This window comes from Saccharothrix sp. CB00851 (assembly GCF_001905065.1).
GTDB lineage: Bacteria > Actinomycetota > Actinomycetes > Mycobacteriales > Pseudonocardiaceae > Actinosynnema.
On record NZ_LWLC01000012.1, the window covers coordinates 352,299 to 378,647 of the forward strand.

18 protein-coding genes and 2 pseudogenes are annotated in these 26,349 nt (G+C 67.6%); 16 read left to right on the top strand and 4 right to left on the bottom strand.

Translation table 11 applies throughout. The features are described 5' to 3' along the window. The first annotated feature begins 36 nt into the window (after positions 1-36). From A6A25_RS14325 to A6A25_RS14340, 4 genes and pseudogenes are all read left to right on the top strand, one after another. Positions 37-2,673: a valine--tRNA ligase gene (locus tag A6A25_RS14325; protein ID WP_073889493.1), complete on the top strand. Its 2,637-nt coding sequence runs from the start codon at positions 37-39 to the stop codon at positions 2,671-2,673. Continuing rightward, complete coding sequence (folC, locus tag A6A25_RS14330; protein ID WP_083668321.1) at positions 2,670-4,034, top strand: bifunctional tetrahydrofolate synthase/dihydrofolate synthase; 1,365 nt, start codon at positions 2,670-2,672, stop codon at positions 4,032-4,034. The genes A6A25_RS14325 and folC overlap by 4 nt, the downstream gene beginning before the upstream one ends. After that, positions 4,031-4,438 carry a DUF4233 domain-containing protein gene (locus tag A6A25_RS14335; RefSeq protein WP_073889499.1) on the top strand — a complete coding sequence of 136 codons (408 nt, stop codon included), beginning with the start codon at positions 4,031-4,033 and terminating at the stop codon, positions 4,436-4,438. Before folC ends, A6A25_RS14335 begins: the two co-directional genes overlap by 4 nt. An 85-nt stretch (positions 4,439-4,523) precedes the next feature. Then, a pseudogene (locus A6A25_RS14340) lies at positions 4,524-5,270 on the top strand (alkaline phosphatase D family protein); the annotation flags it as partial. 468 nt (positions 5,271-5,738) lie between these two features. Here A6A25_RS14340 and A6A25_RS14350 read toward each other — a convergent pair. Continuing rightward, a complete protein-coding gene (locus A6A25_RS14350; protein ID WP_073889508.1) occupies positions 5,739-5,984 on the bottom strand; it encodes a hypothetical protein in 246 nt (81 codons plus the stop codon). A gap of 270 nt (positions 5,985-6,254) precedes the next feature. Further along, positions 6,255-6,695 carry an Imm1 family immunity protein gene (locus tag A6A25_RS46820; RefSeq protein ID WP_073889511.1) on the bottom strand — a complete coding sequence of 147 codons (441 nt, stop codon included), beginning with the start codon at positions 6,693-6,695 and terminating at the stop codon, positions 6,255-6,257. 252 nt (positions 6,696-6,947) lie between these two features. On the opposite strand from A6A25_RS46820, the gene A6A25_RS14360 reads away from it, so the two are divergent. The 4 genes from A6A25_RS14360 to A6A25_RS14375 all read left to right on the top strand — a co-directional run bounded on the left by A6A25_RS14360 (position 6,948) and on the right by A6A25_RS14375 (position 11,814). Further along, positions 6,948-8,435, top strand: a complete 1,488-nt coding sequence (locus tag A6A25_RS14360; protein WP_338013208.1) for a helix-turn-helix transcriptional regulator — start codon at positions 6,948-6,950, stop codon at positions 8,433-8,435. Between the two features lie 393 nt (positions 8,436-8,828). Continuing rightward, positions 8,829-9,173 carry a WhiB family transcriptional regulator gene (locus A6A25_RS46310; protein ID WP_073889517.1) on the top strand — a complete coding sequence of 115 codons (345 nt, stop codon included), beginning with the start codon at positions 8,829-8,831 and terminating at the stop codon, positions 9,171-9,173. Next, on the top strand, positions 9,170-9,502 hold the full coding sequence (locus A6A25_RS14370) for a hypothetical protein (RefSeq protein ID WP_073889520.1): 333 nt from the start codon (positions 9,170-9,172) through the stop codon (positions 9,500-9,502). The genes A6A25_RS46310 and A6A25_RS14370 overlap by 4 nt, the downstream gene beginning before the upstream one ends. Positions 9,503-9,714: 212 nt before the next feature. Beyond that, positions 9,715-11,814 (top strand): FtsK/SpoIIIE domain-containing protein, encoded by a 2,100-nt coding sequence (locus A6A25_RS14375; protein WP_241828673.1) that lies wholly within the window; start codon positions 9,715-9,717, stop codon positions 11,812-11,814. 245 nt (positions 11,815-12,059) lie between these two features. On the opposite strand, the gene A6A25_RS14380 is transcribed toward A6A25_RS14375, so the two are convergent. Continuing rightward, entirely contained in the window at positions 12,060-13,694 is a 1,635-nt protein-coding gene (locus A6A25_RS14380; protein WP_158073734.1) for a recombinase family protein, read from the bottom strand. 60 nt (positions 13,695-13,754) lie between these two features. On the opposite strand from A6A25_RS14380, the pseudogene A6A25_RS14385 reads away from it, so the two are divergent. From A6A25_RS14385 to ndk, 3 genes and pseudogenes are all read left to right on the top strand, one after another. Beyond that, positions 13,755-14,549 (top strand): annotated as a pseudogene (locus A6A25_RS14385) (alkaline phosphatase D family protein); the annotation flags it as partial. A gap of 128 nt (positions 14,550-14,677) precedes the next feature. Continuing rightward, positions 14,678-20,197: a pullulanase-type alpha-1,6-glucosidase gene (pulA, locus tag A6A25_RS44020; RefSeq protein WP_083668324.1), complete on the top strand. Its 5,520-nt coding sequence runs from the start codon at positions 14,678-14,680 to the stop codon at positions 20,195-20,197. A 149-nt stretch (positions 20,198-20,346) separates the two neighbouring features. Beyond that, complete coding sequence (ndk, locus tag A6A25_RS14400) at positions 20,347-20,757, top strand: nucleoside-diphosphate kinase (RefSeq protein ID WP_073889533.1); 411 nt, start codon at positions 20,347-20,349, stop codon at positions 20,755-20,757. A 48-nt stretch (positions 20,758-20,805) separates the two neighbouring features. Here the strand turns inward: ndk and A6A25_RS14405 are convergent, their stop codons facing one another. Then, a complete protein-coding gene (locus A6A25_RS14405) occupies positions 20,806-21,396 on the bottom strand; it encodes a GNAT family N-acetyltransferase (RefSeq protein ID WP_073889535.1) in 591 nt (196 codons plus the stop codon). Positions 21,397-21,422: 26 nt separating this feature from the next. Between A6A25_RS14405 and A6A25_RS14410 the strand changes: the two genes are divergently transcribed. Genes A6A25_RS14410 through A6A25_RS14430 form a run of 5 tightly spaced genes read left to right on the top strand, consistent with a single transcriptional unit; the run spans position 21,423 to position 26,285 of the window. Continuing rightward, positions 21,423-22,373, top strand: a complete 951-nt coding sequence (locus A6A25_RS14410; RefSeq protein ID WP_073889538.1) for an ABC transporter ATP-binding protein — start codon at positions 21,423-21,425, stop codon at positions 22,371-22,373. Position 22,374: 1 nt separating this feature from the next. Then, a complete protein-coding gene (locus tag A6A25_RS14415) occupies positions 22,375-23,163 on the top strand; it encodes an ABC transporter permease (RefSeq protein ID WP_073889542.1) in 789 nt (262 codons plus the stop codon). Next, positions 23,160-24,023 carry an ABC transporter permease gene (locus tag A6A25_RS14420; protein ID WP_083668325.1) on the top strand — a complete coding sequence of 288 codons (864 nt, stop codon included), beginning with the start codon at positions 23,160-23,162 and terminating at the stop codon, positions 24,021-24,023. The genes A6A25_RS14415 and A6A25_RS14420 overlap by 4 nt, the downstream gene beginning before the upstream one ends. Before the next feature lie 41 nt (positions 24,024-24,064). Beyond that, the gene (locus A6A25_RS14425; protein WP_073889545.1) at positions 24,065-24,289 is read left to right on the top strand and encodes a hypothetical protein; all 225 of its coding nucleotides are present in this window, start codon (positions 24,065-24,067) and stop codon (positions 24,287-24,289) included. 31 nt (positions 24,290-24,320) lie between these two features. Next, positions 24,321-26,285 carry a TIGR03960 family B12-binding radical SAM protein gene (locus A6A25_RS14430; RefSeq protein WP_073889548.1) on the top strand — a complete coding sequence of 655 codons (1,965 nt, stop codon included), beginning with the start codon at positions 24,321-24,323 and terminating at the stop codon, positions 26,283-26,285. Positions 26,286-26,349 lie beyond the last annotated feature (64 nt).

Consider the following 26,349-nt stretch of genomic DNA (forward strand, 5'->3'; position numbering starts at 1 on the left):
TAGAAGTCGATACCCGCGCCTCCGTAGACTTCGACCGTGACTGAGACCCCCACCGCACCGCAGCGCTCCGAACTCCCGCCGGCCTGGAACCCGGCCGAGGTAGAGGCCGGGCTGTACGAGCGGTGGGTCGAGCGCGGCTACTTCACGGCGGACGCGTCCAGCGACAAGCCGCCGTTCTCCATCGTGCTCCCGCCGCCCAACGTCAACGGCAGCCTGCACATGGGCCACGCGCTGAACCACAGCATCATGGACGCGCTCACCCGCCGCCGCCGCATGCAGGGCTACGAGGTGCTCTGGCTGCCCGGCACCGACCACGCCGGCATCGCCACCCAGACCGCCGTCGAACGCGACCTCGCCGGCGAGGGCAAGTCCCGCCACGACGTCGGCCGCGAGAAGTTCGTCGAACGCGTCTGGGCGTGGCGCGAAGAGGTCGGCGGCAAGATCCTCGGCCAGATGCGCCGCCTCGGCGACGGCGTCGACTGGACCCGCGTCCGCTTCACCATGGACGAGGGCCTGTCCCGCGCCGTCCAGACAATCTTCAAGAAGCTCTATGACGACGGCCTCATCTACCGCGCCGAACGCATCATCAACTGGTGCCCGCGCTGCCAGACCGCGCTGTCCGACATCGAGGTCGACCACTCCGACGACGACGGCGAGCTCGTCTCCATCCGCTACGGCTCGGGCGAGAACTCGATCGTCGTGGCCACCACGCGCGCGGAGACGATGCTCGGCGACACGGCCGTGGCCGTCCACCCGGAGGACGAGCGGTACCGCCACCTGATCGGCACCGAGGTCGAGGTGCCGCTGACCGGCCGTTACGTGCCGATCGTCGCCGACGAGCACGTCGACCCCAAGTTCGGCACCGGCGCGGTCAAGGTCACCCCCGCGCACGACCCGAACGACTTCGAGATCGGCCAGCGCCACGACCTGCCCGCGCTCACCGTCATGGACGGCCGCGGCGTGATCACCGCGCACGGCCCGTTCGAGAACATGGACCGCTTCGAGGCACGTCCGGCCGTCGTCGCCGCCCTGCGCGAACAGGGCCGCATCGTCGCCGAGAAGCGCCCCTACCAGCACTCGGTCGGCCACTGCTCGCGCTGCGACACCGTCATCGAGCCGCGCCTGTCGATGCAGTGGTGGGTCAAGGTGGAGCCGCTGGCCAAGCCCGCCGCCGACGCGGTCCGCGACGGCCGCACCACCATTTACCCGCCCGAGCTGGCCAAGCGCTACTTCGACTGGGTCGACAACCTCAACGACTGGTGCATCTCGCGCCAGCTGTGGTGGGGCCACCGCATCCCCGTCTGGTACGGCCCGAACGACAAGGTGATGTGCGTCGGGCCCGACGACGAGCTGCCCGGCGAGGGTTGGGTGCAGGACGAGGACGTGCTCGACACGTGGTTCTCGTCCGGCCTGTGGCCGTTCTCCACGCTCGGCTGGCCGGCGCAGACCTCCGACCTGGCCAAGTTCTACCCGACCAGCGTGCTGTCCACCGGCTACGACATCCTGTTCTTCTGGGTCGTCCGGATGATGATGTTCGGCCTGTACGCGATGGACGGCAAGCAGCCGTTCGACCACGTGTTCCTGCACGGCCTGATCCGCGACCAGTTCGGCAAGAAGATGTCGAAGTCGCGCGGCAACGGCATCGACCCCATCGACTGGATGGACGCCTACGGCGCCGACGCCACCCGGTTCACGCTGCTGCGCAGCGCCAACCCCGGCTCGGACATGGCGCTGGCCGACGAGTGGGCCGCCGGGTCGCGCAACTTCACCACCAAGCTGTGGAACGCGTCCCGGTTCGCGCTGAACAACGGCGCCACGGTCGACCGGCCGCTGCCGCCGCGCGAGGAGCTGACCGACGCCGACCGCTGGATCCTCGACCTGCTCGACGGGCTCGTGGCCGAGGTCGACGGCCACTTCGAGGCCTACCAGTTCGCCAAGCTCAGCGAAGCGCTCTACCACTTCACCTGGGACGAGTTCTGCGACTGGTACCTGGAGCTGGCCAAGGTCCAGCTCGCCGAGGGCGGCGCGCGCGCCGAGGCCACCCAGTCCGTGCTCGGGCACGTGCTCGACGTGGTGCTGCGGCTGCTGCACCCGCTGACGCCGTTCATCACCGAGACGCTGTGGACCACGTTGACCGGTGGCGAGTCGCTCGTCATCGCGGACTGGCCGAAGCCGACCGGCGCGGCGCGTGACGAGGTGGCGGCGTCCCGGGTCGAGGGCCTGAAGAAGCTGGTCACCGAGATCCGCCGGTTCCGCTCCGACCAGGGCCTCAAGCCCGCGCAGAAGGTCGCGGGCAAGGTGCGGGGCGCGTGCTGCGTCGACCTGACCGACCAGGTGCCCGCGGTGCGGTCGCTGACCCGGATGACCGAGCCCGGCGACGACTTCAACGTCAGCGTCTCGCTGGACGTCGGCCTGCCCAAGGGCACGGTCAAGGTCGAGCTGGACCTGTCCGGCGCGGTCGACGTCGTGGCCGAGCGCAAGCGGCTGGCCAAGGACCTCGCCGTGGCCGAGAAGGAACGCGCCCAGTGCGAGGGCAAGCTCGGCAACGCCGCGTTCCTGGACAAGGCGCCCGCCGAGGTCGTGGCCAAGATCCAGGCCAGGCTGGCGGCGGCCAACGCCGAGATCGACCGAATCCACGCCCGCCTGGAGACCCTGCCGCAGGACAACTCGTGACCGGGTTCGAGACGGGCGGGCTGGAGGAGCTGCGGCAGGTCGAGTCGGAGCTGAACACCCGCTGGCCCGAGACCAAGATCGAGCCGAGCCTCGACCGGATCCGCGCGCTGGCCGACATCCTGGGCGACCCGCAGAACTCGTACCCGGTCGTGCACATCGGCGGGACGAACGGCAAGACGTCCACGTCGCGGATGGTCGACGCGCTGCTCACCCGGATCGGCCTGCGCACCGGCCGCTACACCAGCCCGCACCTGCAGCTGGCGACCGAGCGCATCAGCGTCGACGGCGCGCCGATCAGCCCCGAGCGGTACGTCGAGATCTACCGCGACATCGAGCCGTACCTGTCGATCGTGGACGCGCGCGGCGACGTGCCGATGAGCAAGTTCGAGGTGCTCACCGGCATGGCGTTCGCGGCGTTCGCCGACGCGCCGGTGGACGCCGCCGTCATCGAGGTCGGCATGGGCGGGTCGTGGGACGCGACGAACATCGCCGACGGCCGGATCGCCGTGATCACGCCGATCGGCCTGGACCACGTCGAGTACCTGGGCGGTGACCTGGCCGGGATCGCGGAGGAGAAGGCCGGGATCATCAAGCCCGGTGCGGTGGCGCTGCTGGCCAAGCAGGAAGCCGCCGTCGAGCAGGTGCTGCTGCGGCGGTGCGCCGAGGTCGACGCCACGGTCGCCCGGCTGGGGTCGGAGTTCGGCGTGATCCAGCGCGACGTCGCCGTGGGCGGCCAGATGCTGCGGCTGCAGGGCCTCGCAGGCGAGTACGACGAGGTGTTCCTGCCGCTGCACGGCGCGCACCAGGCCGCGAACGCGGCGCTCGCGCTGGCCGCCGTGGAGGCGTTCTTCGGCGCGGGTGCCGACCGCAGGCTCGACATCGACGCCGTCCGCGAGGCGTTCGGCACGGTCACGTCACCCGGTCGCCTGGAACGCGTCCGCACGGCGCCCACCGTGCTCGTGGACGCGGCGCACAACCCGCACGGCGCGGAGGCGCTGGCCAAGGCGCTGGACGAGGAGTTCGGCTTCCGCAAGCTCGTCGCGGTGGTCGGCGTGATGCAGGAGAAGGACGCCGTGGGCATCCTCAGCGCGCTCGAACCGGTCGTCCAGGAGGTCGTCCTGACCTCGAACTCCTCGCCGCGCGCGATGGACCCCGACCTGCTCGCGGGTGTGGCCATCCCGATCTTCGGCGAGGACCGGATGGTCGTCCAGCCGCACCTCGACGACGCGATCGAGGAGGCCGTGCGGCTGGCCGAGGAGAGCGACGACGGCGACGTCATGTCCGGCGGTGGCGTCGTGGTGACCGGCTCGGTCGTCACGGCGGGCGACGCGCGGGCGCTGTTCGGCAAGGAGCCGTCGTGACCTCTCCCGCACCGGCGCCCAAGGGCGTTCCCGCGCCGAAGAAGGACCCGATGAAGTCCTTCCGCGGCATCATGGCGGCCACGCTGATCCTCGAGGTGATCGTCGTCGCCCTGGCCCTGCCGGTGGTGGCGAAGCTGGGCGGCGGTGTGGGCACGGGCACCGGCTACCTGGTGCTCGGGCTGATCGTGGCGCTGATCGGCACGTGTGCGTTGTTGAAGCACTCGTGGGCGGTGTACCTGATCGCGGCGATCCACGTCGTCATGGTGGCGTCGTGGCTCTGGCTGACCGCGCTCGGCGCCATCGGCGTGCTGTTCAGCCTGGTGTGGGCGTACCTGCTGTGGCTGCGGCACGACGTGGCCAAGCGCATGGCCGAGGGGCGGCTGCCGAGCCAGCAGCAGGGCTGACCAGCCCGGCTCCGCCGTGCGCTGGGCCTGCGCGCGACGGTTCCCGTTCACCCGGAATTCGGCTTCACCGATTACAAACCCGCGCATGAGCGATGGTGTGGTGAACCGGCGGACGCTGCTGCGCGCCGGTGCGATCGGTACGGCCGCGGCGCTCGTGCCCGGCGGTGTGGCGTTGGCCCGCGGTGGGGATCGGCCGGTGCTCACGCACGGCGTGCAGTCCGGTGACGTGACGCTCGACGGCGGTCTGGTGTGGACGCGGGCCGACCGGCCGTCGCGGATGCTGGTGCAGGTGTCGTCGGACCCGTCGTTCCGGCACGCGCGGACCGTGCGCGGGCCGCTGCTGACGCCGGAGACCGGTGGCACGGGCCGGGTGCGGCTGCGTGGCCTGCCCGGCGGGCGCGAGGTGCACTACCGCGTGGTCGCCGAGGACCTGGACGGCCGCACCCGCAGCGAGGCCGCGGTCGGCAGCTTCCGCACCGCGCCGCTGGGCCGTGACGACGTGCGGTTCATGTGGGGCGGTGACGTCGCGGGCCAGGGCTGGGGCAGCAACCCCGACCTGGGCGGTATGCCGATCTTCGGCGCGATGGCCGCCCGCCGCCCCGACTTCTTCATCAACAGCGGTGACACGGTGTACGCGGACGGTCCGCTGAAGGAGTCCGTGACGCTGCCCGACGGGCGGGTGTGGCGCAACGTCGTCATCCCGGAGAAGCTCAAGGTCGCCGAGACGCTGGACGAGTACCGCGGCCAGTTCGCCTACAACCTGCTCGACCCGCAGTACCGCTCGTTCGCCTCGCGGGTGCCGATGATCGTGCAGTGGGACGACCACCACGTCAGTCAACCAACAACACTCTAGCACCCCCACCAGGCCATGGCCGTCAGGCCCTTGCGTGTCTCCAAATGGCGTGCTGAACCTCCCTTCGCGCCTAGGATCAATAAACTATCTCGTACGGTTAGACGTACGCTTGGTCATCCAATAGTTGAGTGGGGACGAGCGCCCGCCAAGGCGGTCAACCTTAGCGGGCTGGAACGATCAGATGGCCACGACCTCAAAAAGGTCTTCAAAGCTCATCGGGGCAAGCGCCGTCAATGCCCCACCGATGAAAGCCGGGCCAGGTTTCAGGTGCCCGGCACACACGCGCATGACCGTGGACCGCGCAACGTGCATCTGTTTGGCTAGTGCGTAATCGCTTTTGAATCCGGCGAGCGCCACGGCTTTGGAAAACTGATCTGTCCTGAGTTCAACTGTGTATCGATGGGGCATATGTGCCGCCTCACGGTGTGGCGCGAAGCAATACTCGGCCTAATCGACGGCGTTTGCAACGTCGCCGAAGTCGTTGAGCCCAAGGACGCTCAACACCTTGACCGCCTCGCCCATAAAGTTCCTAAAAGCGTACTCGTCGGTGAAGTGCAAGCTGACCATGCCGTCTGCAAACGAGAAGAACGCCTCTTTGCCTACAATCTCGTGATCAATCGTGCAGTTCGCGTCGATCTCCGCACTCGTACGGACTCGTGAAGTTCCAGAATCGGCTTGCATGTACTTGGTCACACTTTCTGGTGATAGTAGGTCTTGCTAACCCGGACGATTTACAGATATAGGATCTCGCCGACTCGATTCGGCAACTTGAGTCGAGTTAGCCTGACCACCGGTGCACGTGTCTTCGTGGTCGGCTAATTTGGCCTGATCGGCTATCTGCTTACCGCAGCGATAGCAAGATTGGTCTAGTCGGTCGAGTAGTTGTTTACGTGTCTCACCGCCGCGCTGTTGCATCCAAGGTTTTGCGTTAGCCACCGCCGGCCCCTTGAGTCAGTACTCCGGTCAGAATGCGTCATAGGGACGCCATTCGATGCAAGTCGGCCTTCTCCGGGTCGTCAACCATTCGCTTAAAGCGGATCGCGCATCCGATATGGGGATGGCAGCACTACGCGGAAAGACAGTGCCTGTGGATCCACTGAAGACCAGGTCGATATCCGGCAGTGGGCGTATCGGGTTGTACGAGTTTGCGATTACAAGATCCGAGTCATCTTGGTCTGTATAGTTGAGTGCGGCGAAGCCGCTTACCGGACGGACGCTTACCCGTAGTTGATGGTTTGGGTGGGGGCCCTCCCGTGTGACTCGAAACTCCCTTTCGCCGATATACATCAAGGTCTCCCACTCCGCGTGGTCGGTACGTAGAACGTCGTCCACGAGTCGCATGGCGTCGCGAATTCCTTCGGCGACGCGGGCAACTCCGGTCGTAAGCACCGCCGTGACAATCATGCGCTTCCACTCGAATCCTGGCGCGACTTGCGGGAAGGACTCCCGTCGATAGGTTTCTTTCGCGGCAACGGTCCTACCGGGTACCGGCTAATGTCTATGCCGAGTTCGACATGCTCCACGCCCGCTCGGCATAACGCCTGCTAAGCATTGGACTCGTGGTGATCGATCTAACCCGATGGTGTACCTACAGACCCGTAGTACCCTGGTCCGAGGTAGGGCGTCCGCCGCGACACTGACGGGGGAAGTCGAGAGATGGGTGCAGCTGGTTCACGGGGCGGTGGCCCCGGTAGTAGCCGCCGTTGTCAGGGCTGTGACGCTGTGCTGGCTGCTGACAACACCGCCCGCTTGTGCGGACGTTGTCACCGCGAGCAGCGGGATCAACTGAGGACCCCTCCCGCTCAACTTAGGCATGAATTCTTTGAGACGGACGAGTTTCGAGCCGCCTTTGCGAGTCAGCACATCGGACGCGTATTTAAGGCATACCGGAACCATCCACGCCACTTGACTCTATTTGGCAAGGCTCTGACGCAAGAGCTACTTGGACGATGGTTGGGCTTGACTCAGGCTCAGGTGAGCAGGATTGAGAACGGGAAGCCTGAGCAATACCTTGAGACCTTGCAAAACTGGGCCAAGATTCTGCACCTTCCGCCACACATGCTCTGGTTCGATCTTCCGGGTCAAACCCGCTTGCGGCTACCTGAATCGAAGTCCGGCCGAGGATTCGGCGGACCAGTGGATTCCGAGGATCAGGACAAAATCCTGGTCGTGAACACCGGTATGGACACGGCCGAGTTGATACAGCGCGTACGTGCCTCGGCAATAGACCAGCCAACGATTGATGCCCTGAGCCTAACTGTCGAACAACTGTGCTGTGATTACGCGCACGCTGACGCGCGCGAACTTGTGCGCAAAGGCAGGTACTGGCTCAATCACGTCAGTGTGCAACTGGAGAAGCAACTGACGCTTCCGCAACACCGTGACCTGTTGCATAACGCTGGCTTGCTCGCACTGCTGGTCGGCTGCCTTGAAAATGACTTGGGCGACATGGACGCGGCCAAAGCGACTCGCAAAATGGCGCTAGAACTGGGAAATGAGTCCGGCGACGCTTCAATCGTAGGCTGGGCTCATGAAATGCTGGCATGGTTCCACCTCACGGCGGGAAACTATCGCGCCGTGATTCCGGCTGCACAAGCCGGAATCATCGCGGCCCCGTCCCAGTCGGTGGCGGTGCAGCTTTATGGGCAGCAGGCTAAAGCGTACGCCCGGATGGGGATGTCGGAGGAAGTGTACACAGCCCTTGAGCGCGGCAGTGAACTACTCGGCCAGTTGCCATATCCCGAGCGACCGGAGAACCATTTCGTGGTCGATCCTGAGAAGTGGGACTTCTATGCTATGGACACCTACCGGACCGTTGGGCGCGATGACTTGGCGAAGCGGAATGCCGAGGAAGTGATCCGGCGCAGCGTCACCACCGATGGGTTCGTTGTCGCTCCAATGCGCAGCGCAGAAGCAAAGCTGACGCTCGCCGTTGTGGCAGCAAGGGCGGGTGACGTGGACGGCGCTGCCGAGATGGGTATGGAAGCATTGCAGCACGGCCGTCAGAGCCGTCCATCCCTCCTCATGGTCGCATCGGAGTTGGACACGGAGTTGAGTACGTACGGCGTGCGCGCCGGCGGCGACTTCCGTGACCTGTTCGAGCAGGTTAAGCAGGGCAAGACACCTGAAACCGATGGTAAGTGACGGTCCGCTGATCAACATCCTGGCCGTGAATATTCCTGCCAGCGAACATTCTTCCTGAGCATATCGCGCCAGGGTGCACCCCGGTTGACCTGCGATATATTGTCTCGTGCATACGCATACTTCTAGCGCGACATAGTCGTCATCGCGACGTTCCGGCCTACTTGATGGCACGGCCCGCAAATCAGCGAGCCGAAGCCTCAAGTAAGGAATAACAATCATGCGTTCGTCGCGTACTGAGTTGCTGTCTATAAGGCAAGTTGCGTGGCTGACTGGCGGCAGTGTCGCAACCGTCTGCCGCGCGGTTCGTGTCGGCACGCTGCCCGTGGTGTGGCGGCGTGGCGAGTTGCGGGTTCCTGCCTCCGCTGTTGCGGACCTGGCGGGCGGTGGCCACCGATGAGTGAGGTCCACGAGAGGATTGCCGCCGATCTTGACGAGTGCGCGGGGCTGGCGGATGACCAGCTCGCGCACGCGGTCCGGAATCGGGGCCTGTGCGGGTGGCTGTCGACCAGTGGCGAGTACCCGGAGTGGACGGGTGACTTCCGGTCAGATCAGGAGTTGGCCGCACGTGTGTGTGCGGCGTGCCCTGTCCAGCGTGAGTGCTTGGAGTGGGAGTTCCGCACTCGTGGTCACGCGACGGCCGGCGTGTGGGGTCCGCTGCCGGAGGACGAGCGGCGCGCGGTCTACGAGTGCTGGGAGGAACGCCGCGACGGCGGCACCGTGGCGGGTGAACAGCCATGACCGAGTCTGAGTTGTCTCCAGAGCTCGTGCTGGTCGGCCTGGCTGCTGTCTTGGCGCTCTGGGTGGCGTGGCGACTTTCGGTCAGGAGGGCGCGTAAGGCGTCCGAGGCGGCCCGGGACGGCGTGCGGCTGCTGTCGCTGACTGGTCGGGTGGTCGTCGGCGCTCTGCTCATCTCAGGGGCGCAGTGGCTGGCGTTGACGCACCCTGGCGCGTCGGGGTGGGTGAAGTTGGCCGCCCTCGCCGTTCCCGCGATGCTCGCATCGTGGGTCTTGGTGCGGGCGCTGACCGTGACCGCCGTTAACGATCATGTGCGAGGTCGGCGGCGATGACTCCCCGCGATGATCGTCAAACAAGCAGGGGAGAACTCGTCCGCCAAGTCCTAGATGGAGAGTTGGTCGACAGTAAAACTGTTGTGCCACAACGGAAAGCGTCATCGAGGGTCAATTCCGCGGTGCGGTCTATCGCTGATCTTGATGCGGTAGTCCGGGCGCGGTCGGTGGTGGCGTACCGGGCGCGCACGGCGCCCCGCGATGTCGTCCGCTTGGCGTGGTTCCTCACCCGGGGAGCCGGGCGCTGGATCGCCAAGGCGTGGCGGTGGGCGTCGTATGCGGACCTTCGCGCCGATGCCCGTGCGGCCCGGATCGCCGGCGACGTGGAGGCGCGGCGGACGGCTCAGGAGTTGATCAGGTCCGACGCCAAAGCGCGGTGGGCGAAGTTCGGGAACTTCCTCCGGCGGACCCTCGTCGGTGTGGCTGCCGTAACGGTGCTGCTGGTCCTCCTGGCGCTCGTGGACGCTGTTCTGGACCGGTCGGCCATGCCGGGGTGGCTCAGGGCCGTCTACGCCGTTAGGGACGCTCTGACGGCCGCTGTGTCGGCGGCGTGGCCGTGGATTCCTCCGCTGACCGTGGTCGGGATGGTCGTGGCGGCCATGTGGGAGGGCCGTGACCGCACACCGGGTGCGGGATGGCTCACGAGGCCAGATCGCGATGACTCCGATTCGTGGGTAGACGAGCGGATGATTAGCCGGGCGCTTGCGCACCTGGGAATCGCGCCGCTGAATTCATTCCTCAAAGGTGGCGGCGAACTGGTCTATACGGTTGCGGCGCGAAAGGACGGTGACGGAACCCAGGCGCAAATCCGCCTGCCGCTCGGAGTTACAGCGGAGATGGTGTCCGATCGGCGCAAGGTGTTGGCGGCCAACCTGGGGCGCGCGTCATTGGAGACCTGGCCCACCACGGGCGAGGAAGACGGAGTTCTGGACCTGTGGGTTGCCGACAAAGGCACGCTTTCCGGTGGCGCTGGTGATTGGCCGCTGTTGCATGACGGGGCCGTCGACGTGTTCGAGGGTGTGCCGTTTGGTCTGACGCAACGCGGACTGGTAATCAACGCGCCGTTGATCGGAAGTAACTGGCTGGTCGGCGGCAGGCCCGGACAAGGAAAGACCAATCTTCTTCGGGTTCTCATGGTTGGGGCAGCGCTCGACCCCACCGCCGAACTGTGGGCATTCGTGATGGGTGAAAGTCCCGATTTCGAACCTCTGGCACCGCGTCTAACTCGGTATCGCATGGGAATGGATGACGCGGTTGCCGCCGATGCCGTTCGAGCACTAGACGACCTTCTCGGTGAAATGGAGCGTCGTGGCCATATCCTCGGAGAGCAACCGGGCCGGCCGCCGAAGGTATCGCGCAGGCTTGCCGACAATCCGCGCTTGGGTCTACACCCGATCATCCTGTCAATCGACGAGTGTCACGAACTCTTCCAGCACCCAAAGTATGGCAAGCGAGCGGAAGAACTCGCGGTCAAGCTGATCAAGCGCGGTCGTAAGTACGGGATTGTTCTTCTGCTGGCCACCCAGTCTCCGACAAAGGACAGCATTCCGAAGGAGATTACGCGCAATGTGTCCTCTGGCGTGGCGTTCGCCGTCGCCGACCACATTGCCAATGATGGACTGTTAGGCTCGGGTAAATACCGGGCCGGCGTCCGAGCAACCGAACTCAGGATGCACACCGACCGGGGAACCTGTGTGGCGGTTGGCGTCACGCACAACTCGTTCGAACTTGTGCGCACGTTTTACCTGCCGTTCGAGGATGGCATCGATGAAGTGACGCCCATCATTACGCGCGCCATCTCGAATATCGGAAACCTGCCCATTACGGCCGGCTCGGACTTGAAGGGACTTGATGCCGCGCCGGTAGATCACCTGCATGACATTCAATCAGTGATCCAAGGAGAAAGTCGTGTCCGCACTCAAACCGTTCTCTCGCGACTTGTTGCGCTCAACCCGAAAGAATACGAGCCGTGGACCGCGCGTGATCTCCGTGCCGCGCTTCTCGGGTTCGGAATTCAGCCTCGCAAATCTGACGGCGCAATGGTCGTTCGATCTGAGGACGTCGCCGAAGCGATCACCCGTCGCAGTCGTGACGAGAATGTCCTGGAGACCTATGTGGACGGAAGGGAGGTGCCAGGGAGCCAGGGACGTTTCCCTGCCCCCTCCCTAGACCAAGGTCCCTCTGTTGACCAGCCAGAACAGCCGGCAGGGAGGCGAGGCGGCCCGTTCCTGGACGGCCCGGCAACAGGCCGGATTCCCCGGTCAGGCCGGCACGTCGGAGGCTCCCTCCCTGCGGGGTCGGACAGTGAATGACATGACCGTCGGAACGTCCACAGAGGATGGTGATCAACAGATTCCGGCGACGCTCACGGCAGGACCTGACGGAGCGCTTTGGGTCACCGTTGACGGCGCAGACACTCGACAGTTAGCCGCCAGGATCAGTGCGGTATGTGATGTGCTGATCCCGAAACAGCAACGTAGACAGTAAACCTGCCGACTTAATGACAGAGAGCCCCTCCGCAAATTACGGAGGGGCTCTCTGTCGTTGGTCGCCTAGTTCAGTTTTCGTCGTATTTCGACTCCGTAGGTCCGACCGTTGTCCAGTCGAGCAGATCGGTAACCTCTACCGTCTCTCCAGTGCCGCTGATCCGGTCGTGCCATTCGGTTAGTTCCGGCATTGCTTCCTGCCAGCCATCCGGCAAACGCCAGCCAGCGGACCAGGTACCATCGGCCCGTTTCTGCACCGCGAACGCGAACCCCAATTCGAGCCACCTGAGGCGTCGATCTTCCGGTGACATTCCCGCTAGCTCTTGCTGCCAAGTCCGGTCGGTAGGAACCCATTGCACGCCGCCAGGGTCAGCCGGAAGTGCCCTAAGCATGTCGATATCGGCTAGGATCTTGTCCCCGTCGTCCATGATCCGACGCCTGGCTTCCGGTGACTCAGACCGAGCAATCCCGGACATGAGCTTGCCGTGTTCACGCTCCAGTTTTGCGATTTCGTTGGCATGGGTGGTAGGCGGCAAAACGATACGTTCCCGAACGGGAACCATCGCAAAGATTTTGTAGAAAGCCTGTTCGGCCAGCGGTTCGATTTCTTCCGCTCGCATGGACGGGCCGTGCTTGCGTGATGGGCAACGCCAGTACCGGTATACGTACTCGCTCTTGCTTCCGTCTTTCCGGGTGCGTGTATTGGTCGCGATGCGGTGCCACAGGGGTTCGAGGCATTCCGGGCACACCAGGACGCCGGAGAATTGGTAAGGCTGGTTGCTGCCTCGTGCCTTCCGTCGCGCCTTTTCTTCCAGTCGGGCGGATATGTCCGCTTGTTCGGCGGGTTCGAAGATGCCGAAGTCTACTAGCGCGGGGTCGACCAGCAAGCGGCGGAGCGAAGTCAATTGCCACGTCTTCTCTTTTAGCTCGACCGTTGCGGGGTCCTCGCCACGTCGCTCCGCGCCTAGCTGCAATTGCCTGTCCCGTGGTGTTACGACTTTATTTTTCGTCAGCCAGTCGCACACCTCGGTAAGACTTTTTCCCGACCGTGCCATCTTGGAAAGAGTGTGGAGGATTTTGACTGCGTACGGGTCAAGTCCCAAGATCCAGCCCCCCTTGGGCAACTCAACCGGCATAGTGCCGTAGATGTGGCCTTCCCCTGCCCAGCGGCCGGCTTCCTTGAGGGCCGCTTTCGAATCGCGGAACCGCTCCCTCATTCGTTCGCGCTCCATGCGTGCGAACGCGGCAATCAGAGTGATCATGAACTCGGACATCGAGTTACTCGAATCGATGCCTTCCGCAATGCTGACAAGCCGCTTGCCTCTGGCCCTCAGCCATTCAAGCAAGGTGAGCGCGTCCATCACGTTGCGAACCAGTCGATCAAGCTTGGAGACAACCAACGTCTTCCACGGTTTCGGCGGCGCATCGGACAGCCACGCCTTGAGCCCATCCCGCTTGTAAGGTTCCAGGTCTCCGGAAACGTGCAGGTCTTCCACGGTCTCAGCGATCGGAACGTCGTAGGCGTTCGTCCACCTGTGCGTGTCCCGCGTCTGGACCTCGGTGGAAGTGCTCTCGTCCGAGAAGTGTGATTGCCGCAGGTAGCACAGTGCGGCATCGTTGTCCGGAGTGAACGGGACGACCGGAGGTCGGGTGCTTGCCTGCTTCTTGAGCCGGCGGCGTTTCCGGGCGGGGGTCGGTGCGCTCATGATCGGCATCCTCGCTGGTCGGGGCCCATGTCGACTGTAGTTGGCTGACTCACGTCGTGGGACCACGAGGTGACCAACAACTGGTACCCGGGCGAGATCCTGACCTCGCCGGCGTACACCGAGAAGCGCGTCGACGTGCTCGCCGCACGGGCCTTCCAGGCGTTCCACGAGTGGCAGCCGATCGACCCGCGGCAGGCGGTGGACGGCCGGGTGTACCGGAAGTTCCGCTACGGCGCCCACGTCGAGGTGTTCGTGCTGGACATGCGGTCGTACAAGGACGCCAACACGTCACCGCGCGACGGTCGGGGCGTGGTGCTCGGCGAGGCGCAGGCCCGCTGGCTGGTGGACTCCCTGGACCGCAGCCGGGCCACCTGGAAGTTCATCGCGGCCGACCTGCCGATCGGCTTGACCGTGCCGGACGGCACGGACATCGAGGGCGTCGCCAACGGCCTGCCGGGTGCGCCGGGCGGCCGTGAGCACGAGCTGGCGTGGGTGCTGGGCGAGCTGAAGCGCCGGCGGGTGCGCAACACCGTGTGGCTGACCGCGGACGTCCACTACACGGCCGCGCACCACTACTCGCCGGAGCGCGCGACGTTCCAGGACTTCGACCCGTTCTGGGAGTTCGTCTCGGGTCCGCTGAACGCGGGTGCGTTCGGCCCGAACACCCTGGACCCCACGTTCGGCCCGGAAGCGGTGTTCGTGAACGCGCCGCCCACCGCCAACACCACCCCGTTGGACGGCTTCCAGCACTTCGGCGAGGTCGAGGTGTCCCGGGACGGCGAGCTGACCGTGTGGCTGCGCGACATCAAGGGCGCGTCGCTGTGGAGCAAGACGCTGCGGCCCGAGCGGCGGTGACGTAAGAAGTTGCAAGGACTTGCAGCCGTCCGGCTCTTGTCCAGCCTTCGTTTGTCGTGGTTTCGTGCACCCCGTCCCGGCGTCCGACCGGGGCGGGGTTGCAAGAATTTGCGACAAGGAGGTCGCTGATGCGTCGGGCCGTCGCCGCGCTCATCGCCTTGGCCGTTGTGCCTTTCGTACCACCACCCACCGGCGCCGCGCCCGAAGTCCAGCGGCTCGCCGTGGGTGCCGTCACCGACATCGCCCCCGGCGTCCGGGACGGTGACAAGGCGTTGGCCAAGGACGCGCTGCGGGCCGACCTGACCGGTGAGCGGTTCTACTTCGTGATGCCCGACCGGTTCGCCAACGGCGACTCGCGCAACGACCGCGGCGGCACGGCGGAGACCGACCGGCTCAAGAGCGGCTACGACCCCGCCGACAAGGGCTTCTACCACGGCGGCGACCTCAAGGGCCTGCGCGACAAGATCGGCTACCTGGACGAGCTGGGCGTCACCGCGATCTGGATGACGCCCATGTTCGCAAACCGCTGGGTGCAGGGCTCCGGCGACGACGTCTCGGCCGGCTACCACGGCTACTGGACGACCGACTTCACCAAGCTCGACCCGCACTTCGGCACGACCGACGACATGCGGCGGCTCATCCAGGACGCGCACCGCCGCGGCATCAAGGTGTTCTTCGACATCGTCGCCAACCACACCGCGGACCTGATCGACTACGCCGAGGGCCGGTACGACTACGTCGGCACCGCCGCGCAGCCCTACCTGGACGAGCAGGGCAGGCCGGTCGACATCGCGAAGATCGCGGGCCAGGAGGACTTCCCGAAGCTCACCGCGCCGTACACGCCGGTGGTCAAGGGCGAGAAGACCCCGTCCTGGCTGAACGACCCGCAGCTCTACCACAACCGCGGCGACTCGACGTTCAGCGGCGAGTCCAACGAATACGGCGACTTCTTCGGGCTCGACGACCTGATGACCGAGCACCCCACGGTCGTCAACGGCATGAAGGAGATCTTCACCAGCTGGATCGACACGCTGGGCATCGACGGCTACCGGGTCGACACGGTCAAGCACGTCAACATGGAGTTCTGGCAGGCCCTCGCGCCGCACGTGAAGCAGTACGCGGCGATGCGCGGCAAGAAGGACTTCTTCGTCTTCGGCGAGGTGTTCGACGCCAACCCCGCGGTCACCTCCCGCTACACCACCAGCGGCCGGATGCAGGCCACGCTGGACTTCCCGTTCCAGAGCGGCGCGGCCAGGTTCCTGTCCGGCCAGGGCGCGGCCCGGCTCGGCGAAGTGCTCGTGGACGACGACCGGTACACCGACGCCGACTCCAACGCGTCCTCGCTGCCGACGTTCCTCGGCAACCACGACATGGGCCGCATCGCGTGGATGATCCGGGAGAGCCGTCCGGGCATCTCCGAGGCCGAACTGCTGGACCGGCTCGAACTGGGCAACGCGCTGATGTACCTGTGGCGCGGCAACCCGGTCGTCTACTACGGCGACGAGCAGGGTTTCGCGGGTACGGGCGGCGACAAGCTGGCGCGCCAGGACATGTTCGCCTCGAAGACCCCCGAGTACGCCGCCGAGGACCTCGTCGGCAGCGACCGCACCGGCGCGGTCGACAACTTCCGCACCGACCACCCGCTGTACCGCCAGCTCAAGGACCTGGCGAAGTTCGTGGACCGCGACCCGGTGTGGCGTGACGGCAACCAGGCGCTCCGGCTCGTCCAGGGTGACGTGATCGCGTTCAGCCGCACGGCCCGCGCCCGGCAGGTCGAGCACGTGGTCGTGGCCAACGCGGGCACCGCGCCCGCGACCGTGGACGTCCCCGTGGCGGGCAAGGGCTACCGCCCGATCTGGCCGTCGGCGGGCTCCCAGGTCAACCCGGTGAACGGCAAGGTCACCGTGACCGTGCCCGCGCTGTCCGCCGTGGTGCTCAAGTCCACCGGCAACATCCCGTCCGCCACGCCGACGCCGACGTTGGCCGTGCCGACGACCGGCACCGTGCTGGACGACCGGGTCGAACTGCGGGCGGATGGCGTCACCTCGCCTTACGCGCAGGCCACGTTCGCCGCCCGGGTCGAGGGCGAGCGGGACTGGCAGGTGCTCGGCACCGACGACGCCGCGCCGTACCGGGTGTTCGCCGACCTGGCCGGGCTGCCGGGCGCCGCCGCGGGCAAGAACGTCGAGGTCCGCGTGGTCGCCAAGGACGCCAGGGGCACGCTGGGCGCGGACGGCGCGAAGGTCGGCCTGGTGGCCGCGCCCGCCGTCGAACCGCCGACCGCCGTGACGTCCGACTGGCTGGTGGTGCACTACAACCGCCCGGCGGGCGACTACGACGGCTGGGGCCTGCACGCGTGGGGCGACGTCGCGAACGCGCCGACGTGGGACGCGCCGTTGCCGTTCGCGGGTGAGACGCCGTACGGCCGGTTCGCGTGGGTGAAGCTCAAGCCGGGTGCGCGCTCGGTCGGCATCATCGCCCACCGGGGCGACGAGAAGGACACCGACGCCGACCGGTTCATCGACCCGAGCGCGACACCGCAGGTGTGGCTCAAGCAGGGCCAGACCGCGGTGCACGCCAGCGAGGTCGCCGCGACCGGACAGGCCGTGATCACGCACACCGGTGACGCCACGGGGCTCGTGGTGCGCGCCGGCGGCGTCGACCACCCGTTCACCGGGGGAGTGGCGACCGTCCCGGCGACCGCGCCGGTGGAGTTCTCCGTGGTGCGCAGCGGCACCGTCGAGGCCACCGGTCGTACGGCGGGCCGTGCGTGGGTCAACGGCGACAAGGTGCACGCGAGCCTGGCCGCCGCGCAGAACCGCGCGGTGATCCACTACAACCGCCCCGACGGTGACTACACCGACTGGACGCTCTACCACTGGACCGGCTCGCTGGAGCCGAGCCCCGGCTGGAACCAGTCGCGCGTGCCGGACGGCCGGGACGGTTTCGGCGTGTACTGGTCCGTGCCGCTGGAGCCGGGCGCGGGCGGGCTGAGCAACATCATCCACAAGGGTGACGCGAAGGACCCGGGGCCGGACCAGTTCCTCGACGTCACGGGTACCGGCTACGAGGTCTGGTACGTGTCCGGCTCCACCAAGCCGGACGGCTCGATCTCCTACGTGCTGCCGCCGTCGGGCGGCGAGGGCGTGGAGGACGACCTGACCAAGGCCAAGGCCATCTGGGTGTCGAAGGACCTGGTGGTGTGGGACGTGCCGGTGGTGGCGTCCGACGGCTACCGGCTGGAGTACGACGGCAAGGTGCTGCGGCTGGAGCCGTCGTCGGAGGCCGTGCCCGACCGCTTCCCGCACCTGCGGGGCAAGCCGGTGTTCCGGGTCCGTGACGGCGCACGGCTGGACGAGGCGTTGCGCGGCAAGTTGTCCGCCGTGCACGTCGACTCGGGTGGTGGTCTGCGGCACCGCACGGGCGTGCAGATCGCCGGTGTGCTGGACGACCGGTTCGCCGCCGCCGCGTCCGCGCTGACCTACGGGCCGACGTTCGCGGGCGACCAGGTGACCGCGCGGCTGTGGGCACCCACGGCGTCCTCGGTGAAGCTGCAGGTGTTCGACCAGCCAGGTGGCACGGCGACCGTCGTACCCATGGCGCGGGACGACGCGTCCGGTTCGTGGTCGGCGTCCGGTGCGTGGCGGGACGAGTTCTACCTGTTCGAGGTGACCGTCGCCGGGCGCACGGTGACCGTGACCGACCCGTACTCGGTGGCGCTGGCGGTGAACTCGACCCACTCCCAGTTCGCCGACCTCGGTGACGCGCGCACCATGCCCGCCGACTGGGCCGGGCACGTCGCCCGCGGGCTGGACGGCGACCCGACCGAGCACGGCATCACCGAGCTGCACGTCCGGGACTTCTCGATCGGCGACACGTCCGTCCCGGAGTCCGACCGCGGCACGTACCGCGCGTTCACGCACTCGTCGTCGGTCGGCATGACGCACCTGCGTCAGCTCGCCGCCGAGGGCTTGGACACCGTGCACCTGCTGCCGACGTTCGACATCGCGACCATCCCGGAGAAGCGCTCGGACCAGCAGAAGCCGGCCTGCGACCTGGCCGCCCTGCCCGCGGACTCGCCGGCGCAGCAGGAGTGCGTCTCGGCCGCCGCGGCCAAGGACGGCTTCAACTGGGGCTACGACCCGTACCACTACGACGTGCCCGAGGGCTCCTACGCCACGGACGACGCGCAGACCGGGTGGGTCCGCTCCAAGCAGTACCGCGAGATGGTGAAGTCGTTGCACGACAACGGCAACCGCGTGGTGGTGGACGTGGTCTACAACCACACCGCCGCCTCCGGTGACGCGCCGACGTCCGTGCTGGACAAGGTCGTGCCGGGGTACTACCAGCGGCTCGACCTCGACGGCACGGTGGCCAACTCGACGTGCTGCGCGAACACCGCGACCGAGCACGCCATGATGGGCAAGCTCGTCGTGGACTCGGTCGTGCGCTGGGCCCGGCTGTACAAGGTGGACGGTTTCCGGTTCGACCTGATGGGTCACCACCCGAAGGCGAACATCCTGGCCGTGCGCGCGGCGCTGGACGCGTTGACCGTGGAGCGCGACGGCGTGGACGGGCGCAAGATCCGGATCTACGGCGAGGGCTGGGACTTCGGCGAGGTCGCCGGCAACGCCCGGTTCGAGCAGGCCACCCAGGCGAACATGGCCGGTACCGGCATCGGCACGTTCAGCGACCGGCTGCGCGACGCGGTGCGGGGCGGTGGGCCGTTCGACGCGGACCCGCGCGTGCAGGGCCTGGCGTCCGGCCTGGCGGGCGATCCGAACGGTTCCCCGGCCAACGGCGACGTGGCCGCGCGGCTGGCCAACTACACCGACCTGGTGAAGCTGGGCATGGCGGGCAACATGGCGTCGTACCGGTTCCAGTCCACCTCCGGCGGTGAGATCACGGGCCGTGACGTGACGTACAACGGCTCACCCGCCGGGTACACGGGCGCGCCCGCCGACGTGATCACGTACGTCGACGCGCACGACAACGAGACGTTGTTCGACTCGCAGACCTACAAGCTGCCCGTCGGCACGTCGATGGCGGACCGCGTGCGGATGCAGAAGGTCGCCCTCGCACCCGTTTTGCTGGGTCAAGGCCAGCCGTTCCTGCACGCGGGCGCGGAGTTCCTGCGCTCGAAGTCGTTGGACCGCAACAGCTACGACTCGGGCGACTGGTTCAACCGCTACGACCCGTCCCTGCAGGACAACGGCTTCGCCCGCGGCCTGCCGCCGGCCGCGGACAACGAGGACAAGTGGCCCTACGCCGCACCCTTGTTGGCCAACAGTGCCCTGAAGCCGTCGTCGGCCGACATGCGCGCCGCCGTGGACAACACGTTGGAACTGCTCCGGATCCGCAGGTCGTCCCCGCTGTTCACGCTGAACGACGCGGCACTCGTCCAGCAGAAGCTGTCCTTCCCGACCACCGAACCGGGCATCGTCGCCGCCCTCCTGGACGACACCGTCGGCCCGGACATCGACCCGACCCTGAACGGCATCCTGGTACTGATCAACCCGTACCCGACCACGAAGTCCGTCACGGTCACCGGCACCTGGCAGAACCACGCACTGACCAGCGACAAGGCCACCATCGCCAACGGCTCGGTCACCATCCCGGCCCGCTCGGTGGTCGTCCTGACCCGCTGACGACCAACCCGGCCCACCACCGGCGCGCAGGTCGCGGAACTTCGCTCCGCGCCGGTGGTGGCTTGCCGGTGGTCACGGGCAGGCGGTGTCGCAGCTCCGGCTACCCTGGTCCGAGTTGCACAATCCCGTACGAAGGAGTACTGACCGCCGTGAGCGAGCGCACCCTGGTCCTGGTCAAGCCCGACGGCGTCAGCCGTGGCCTGGTCGGCGAGGTCATCTCCCGCATCGAGCGCAAGGGCCTGAAGCTGGCCGCGCTCGAACTGCGCGTCGTCGACCGCGCGACCGCCGAGCAGCACTACGCCGAGCACGACGGCAAGCCGTTCTACAACGACCTGGTCGAGTTCATCACCGGCGGTCCGCTGGTGGCGCTGGTCGTGGAGGGCTCGCGGGCCATCTCGGCGTTCCGCCAGCTGGCCGGCGGCACCGACCCGGTCGAGAAGGCCACCCCCGGCACGATCCGCGGTGACTTCGGCCTGGAGGTCCAGTTCAACCTGGTCCACGGCTCGGACTCGCCGGAGTCGGCCGAGCGCGAGATCAAGCTCTGGTTCCCGAACCTCTGAGCCGTTGACCTGAACGGCCCGGATCGCCACGCGGTCCGGGCCGTCGCGCTATCCGCCGACCGAAGCGCGCACCGGGGACGAGCCCAGGCCGCCCGCCGCCGAGCCGTGCAGGATGACGCCGGGCCGGTGGCCGAGGGGCAGGTACATGCGGACGTCGTCGAACCGGACGTCGCCCACCGCGATCACGTTCGGCAGGCGGCCCCACTCGCGGAAGCCCAGGCTCTCGTACAGCTGGATCGCGCCGTGGTTGTTGCCGCGCACGCCCAGCGTCAGCATCTCCAGCCCGGCCGCGCGGGCGTGCTCGATCACCGCGCCCAGCAGCCGCGCGCCGAGCCCGAGCCCCCGTGCCGCAGGGTGCGCGGTGACCCGCCGCACCTCGGCCATGTGCTCGAACACCTCGCTCTCCGACCGCTTCCACGTCGCCGTGCCGCGCAGCACACCGTCCACCCGCGCGACGACGAGCGCACCGTCCGAAGGCGACGCGAGCACGCCGTCCAGCCACGCGTCCGTCTCCGCGCGCCCCGGCGGCGACTGCCAGCCGATGGCACCGCCGGCGGCCACCACGGCGTGCAGCACCTCGTGCACTTCGGTCCGAAGTCGTTCGTCGGCCCGCACCGGCCACTCGAGGTCGATCTCCACGGCGCCACCCTAAAACGGTTCCGGGAATGTCGGACCCCGCGGCTACCGTGACGAACGTGACCACCACGCTCGTCAACGCCAAGGGCCTGACCAAGCACTTCGGCTCCTTCGAAGCCGTCCGGGGCATCGACGTCGAGGTGAGCCGGGGCGAGGCGTTCGGCTTCCTCGGGCCCAACGGCGCGGGCAAGTCGTCGACCATGCGGATGGTGTCGTGCGTGTCACCGCGCACCGGCGGCGAGCTGCGCGTGCTCGGCCTGGACCCGGACACCGACGGCCCGCGCATCCGTGCCCGCATCGGCGTGGTGCCGCAGCAGGACAACCTCGACACCGAGCTGACCGTCCGGCAGAACCTGCAGGTCTACGGCCGCTACTTCGGCCTGTCCCGGTCCGCGGTGCGGGCCAAGGCGACGGAGCTGATGGAGTTCGCCCAGCTCGGCGACCGGGCCGACGCCGAGGTGGAGCCGCTGTCGGGCGGCATGAAGCGGCGGCTCACCATCGCCCGCTCCCTGGTCAACGACCCGGACCTGCTGCTGCTCGACGAGCCGACCACGGGCCTGGACCCGCAGGCCCGCCACCTGCTGTGGGACCGGCTGTTCCGGCTCAAGCAGTCCGGCGTCACGCTCATCATCACCACGCACTACATGGACGAGGCCGAGCAGCTGTGCGACCGGCTGGTGGTGATGGACGGCGGTCGGATCGCGGCCGAGGGCTCGCCGGGCGAGCTGATCCGCCGCTACTCCACGAAAGAGGTTCTGGAGCTGCGCTTCCCGCCGGGCGAGCAGAGCGGTGACGAGGTGCGTGACCTGGCCGAACGGATCGAGGTGCTGCCCGACCGGGTGCTGCTCTACACCTCCGACGGCGAGGCGGCGCTGGCCGCGGCGCACGCGCGGGGCGTGCGGCCGGTGTCCAGCCTGGTGCGCCGCAGCACGCTGGAGGACGTGTTCCTCCGCCTGACCGGTCGGACGTTGGTGGACTGAGATGAGCACGCACGTCGTCAGCCCGTGGCGCGCCCCGCTGCTCGCGGTGGAGCACCACTGGACCTGGTACCGCCGCAACTGGCGGGCCACGGTGATCTCGAACTTCCTGCAGCCGGTGCTGTTCCTGCTGGCCATGGGCGTCGGCTTCGGCTCGCAGGTGCGGGAGGGCGAGGCCACCGGCGGCCACCCCTACCTGGTGTACCTGGCTCCGGCGCTCCTGGTCATCACCGCCGTGCAGAACGCCGTGTTCGAGTCGACGTGGGCGGTGTTCTCGGCGTTCAAGTGGCAGCGCACGTACCTGGCTGCGGCGGCCACCCCGATCACGCCCGCGCAGGTGCTGCACGGCCAGCTGCTGTGGATCGCGCTGCGCCTGGTGGCGGGCACCGCCGTGTTCCTGCTCATCGCGGTCGCGCTGGGCGCGATCAACAGCCCGTCGGCGGTGCTGGCGGTGCCGTTCGCGGCGCTGGCGGGCATGGCGTTCAGCGCGCCCGCGGTCGCCTACACCGCCACCCGCGAGAAACCGGACTCGTTCAACGCGATCTTCCGCTTCCTGGTGATGCCGATGACGCTGTTCACCGGCGGTTTCTTCCCGCTGAGCCAGCTGCCGGACTGGATCCACCCGCTGGCCTGGCTGACCCCCGTCTGGCACGGCATCGAGCTGGCCCGCGGCGCGACGTTCGGCACCCTGCGCCTGCTGCCCGCGCTGGGCCACGTCGCCTACCTGTCCGCCCTGGTCGCGCTCGGCGTGGTCCTGGGCCGCCGCTACTTCCGCCGGAGGCTGGCCGTATGACCAACGAGACCTCCACCGCCGACGTGCCCGCGCCGAGCCCGCCCGCCGCGCCACGCGGCCGTACCGGTCTGCTGCTCCGGATCGTCCCGCCGGGCCTGTACGCGGGCCGCGCCCACGTCCTGGTCGAACGCTCGTACCTGGTCAGCACGCGCGGCTGGATGTCGGTGCTGTCCGGGTTCTTCGAGCCGCTGTTCTTCCTGTTCTCCCTCGGCTACGGCCTGGGGCAGCTGGTCACCACGGTCGCGGGCCCCGGCGGGCCGATGCCGTACGCCGAGTTCGTCGCGCCCGCCCTGCTGGCCGCCTCGGCGATGAACGGCGCGGTGTTCGAGGCCACGTTCAACCTGTTCTTCAAGTTCAAGTACGCCAAGACCTACGACGCCGTGCTGGCCACCCCGCTCGGCCCGGTCGACATCGCCCTCGGCGAAGCCGCGTGGTGCCTGATCCGCGGCGGCCTGTACTCGGCCGGGTTCATCGTGGTCATGCTCGGGTTCGGGCTGGTCAGCTCGCCGTGGGCGCTGCTGGCGCTGCCCGCGTGCCTGCTCGTCGCGCTGGCGTTCGCGGCGGTCGGCATGGCCGCGGCCACGTTCATGCGCTCGTGGCAGGACTTCGACCTGGTGCAGCTGGCCGTGATGCCGCTGTTCCTGTTCTCGACCACGTTCTACCCGCTGTCGGTCTACCCGGGCTGGCTGCAGACCGTGGTGCAGTGCACGCCGCTCTACCACGCCATCGAGCTGATGAGGGCGCTGACCACGGGTTATGTCGGCTGGGGCGCGTTGGTGAACGTCGCGTACTTCGTCGTGATGGCAGCCGTCGGAGTGGTTGTCGCCGCACGCAGGCTGGGCAAGTTGCTGCTGACCTGACCTGCCCAACACTGGACGAACCCCGTGTATGGGAGGTCGTCATGGACGTCATCGCACTCATCGGCCGCATCCTGTTCGTGTTCCTGTTCTTCGGCTCGGCGATGGGCCACCTCACGCAGACCGCGGCCATGGCGGGCTATGCCGCGTCCAAGGGCGTCCCCTCGGCGAAAGCCGCCACGTTCGCCAGCGGCGTGCTCATGTTCTTCGGCGTGTACGCGGGCCCTGGCTCCGAACTGGGCCTCACCGTCACCGGACCGCTGTTCTGATGCGCGTCGCCGCTGCCGTTACCCTGGTCGTGTGAGTGTCGAGTCGGTCTTCCCCGCCCTGGAATCCCTGCTGCCGAGGGTGTCCAAGCCGGTGCAGTACGTCGGCGGAGAACTCAACGCCACCGTGAAGGACTGGGACGCCGCCGCGGTGCGGTGGGCGCTGATGTACCCGGACGCCTACGAGGTGGGGCTGCCCAACCAGGGCGTCATGATCCTCTACGAAGTCCTCAACGAGCAGCCGGACGTGCTGGCCGAGCGGACCTACGCGGTGTGGCCCGACCTCGAGAAGCTGATGCGCGAGCACGGCGTGCCGCAGTTCACCGTGGACGGCCACCGGCCCGTCGGCGCGTTCGACCTGCTCGGGGTCAGCTTCGCGACCGAGCTGGGCTACACGAACCTGCTCAACGCGCTGGACCTGGCCGGCATCCCGCTGCACGCCGCCGACCGCACCGAGGACCACCCGATCGTGGTGGCGGGCGGGCACGCGGCGTTCAACCCGGAGCCGATCTCGCCGTTCATCGACGCGGCCGTGCTCGGTGACGGCGAGGAAGCCGTCCTGGAGATCACCGACATCGTCCGCGCGTGGAAGGCCGAGGGCCGTCCCGGCGGTCGGGACGAGATCCTGACCAGGCTGGCCGAGACCGGCGGCATCTACGTGCCCCGGTTCTACGACGTCGAGTACCTGCCCGACGGGCGCATCCAGCGCGTGGTGCCCAACCGCGAACGCGTGCCGTACCGAGTGTTCAAGCGGACCACGATGGACCTCGACGCGTGGCCGTACCCGAAGCAGCCGCTGGTGCCGCTCGCGGAGAGCGTGCACGAGCGGATGAGCGTGGAGATCTTCCGCGGCTGCACGCGCGGCTGCCGGTTCTGCCAGGCGGGCATGATCACCCGGCCGGTGCGCGAGCGGTCCATCGAGGGCATCGGTGCGATGGTGCAGCGCGGCCTGGAGGCGACCGGGTTCGAGGAGGTCGGCCTGCTGTCGCTGTCCAGCGCGGACCACTCGGAGATCGCCGAGATCACCAAGGGCCTCGCCGACCGCTACGAGGGCACGAACACGAGCCTGTCGCTGCCGTCGACCCGGGTGGACGCGTTCAACATCGACCTGGCCAACGAGCTGTCCCGCAACGGCCGCCGCTCGGGCCTCACGTTCGCCCCGGAGGGCGGCAGTGAACGCCTCCGGCGCGTGATCAACAAGATGGTGTCGGAGGAAGACCTCATCCGCACGGTCAGCGCGGCGTTCAGCGCGGGCTGGCGGCAGGTGAAGCTGTACTTCATGTGCGGCCTGCCCACCGAGACCGACGACGACGTGCTGCAGATCGCGGAGATGGCCAAGAACGTCATCCGCGCCGGCCGCGAGGTCTCCGGCCGCAAGGACATCCGCTGCACGATCTCCATCGGCGGGTTCGTGCCCAAGCCGCACACCCCGTTCCAGTGGGCCGCCCAGTGCGACCCGGACACGGTGGACGACCGGCTGAAGAAGCTGCGTGACGCGGTGAACTCGGACCGCGCGCTGGGCCGCAACATCGGCATGCGCTACCACGACGGCAAGCCGTCGCTGATCGAAGGCCTGCTCTCGCGCGGCGACCGGCGCATCGGCCTGGTGATCGAGCGGGTGTGGCGCGAGGGCGGCCGGTTCGACGGCTGGTCCGAGCACTTCTCCTACGACCGCTGGGTGCGGGCCGCCGAGGCCGAGTTGACCCCGTTGGGCGTGGACCTGGCCTGGTTCACCACGCGGGAGCGCGAGGAGCTGGAAGTCCTGCCCTGGGACCACCTGGACTCGGGTCTGGACAAGGAATGGCTCTGGGCGGACTGGCAGGACGCGCTGGACGAGCGCGAGCAGGACGACTGCCGCTGGACGCCGTGCTTCGACTGCGGTGTGTGCCCGGCCATGGGCACCGACATCGAGGTCGGGCCCACCGGTCGGACGCTGCTGCCGATCTCGCCGGTCGGCAAGGGCTCCCCGGTGCGCAACCCGGCGTTGACCAAGGGCTGACCGCTCACGGGCGGGCTCGCGCGGCGTCGACCAGGATCGCGCGCATCGGGCCTGCCCGTGCCGC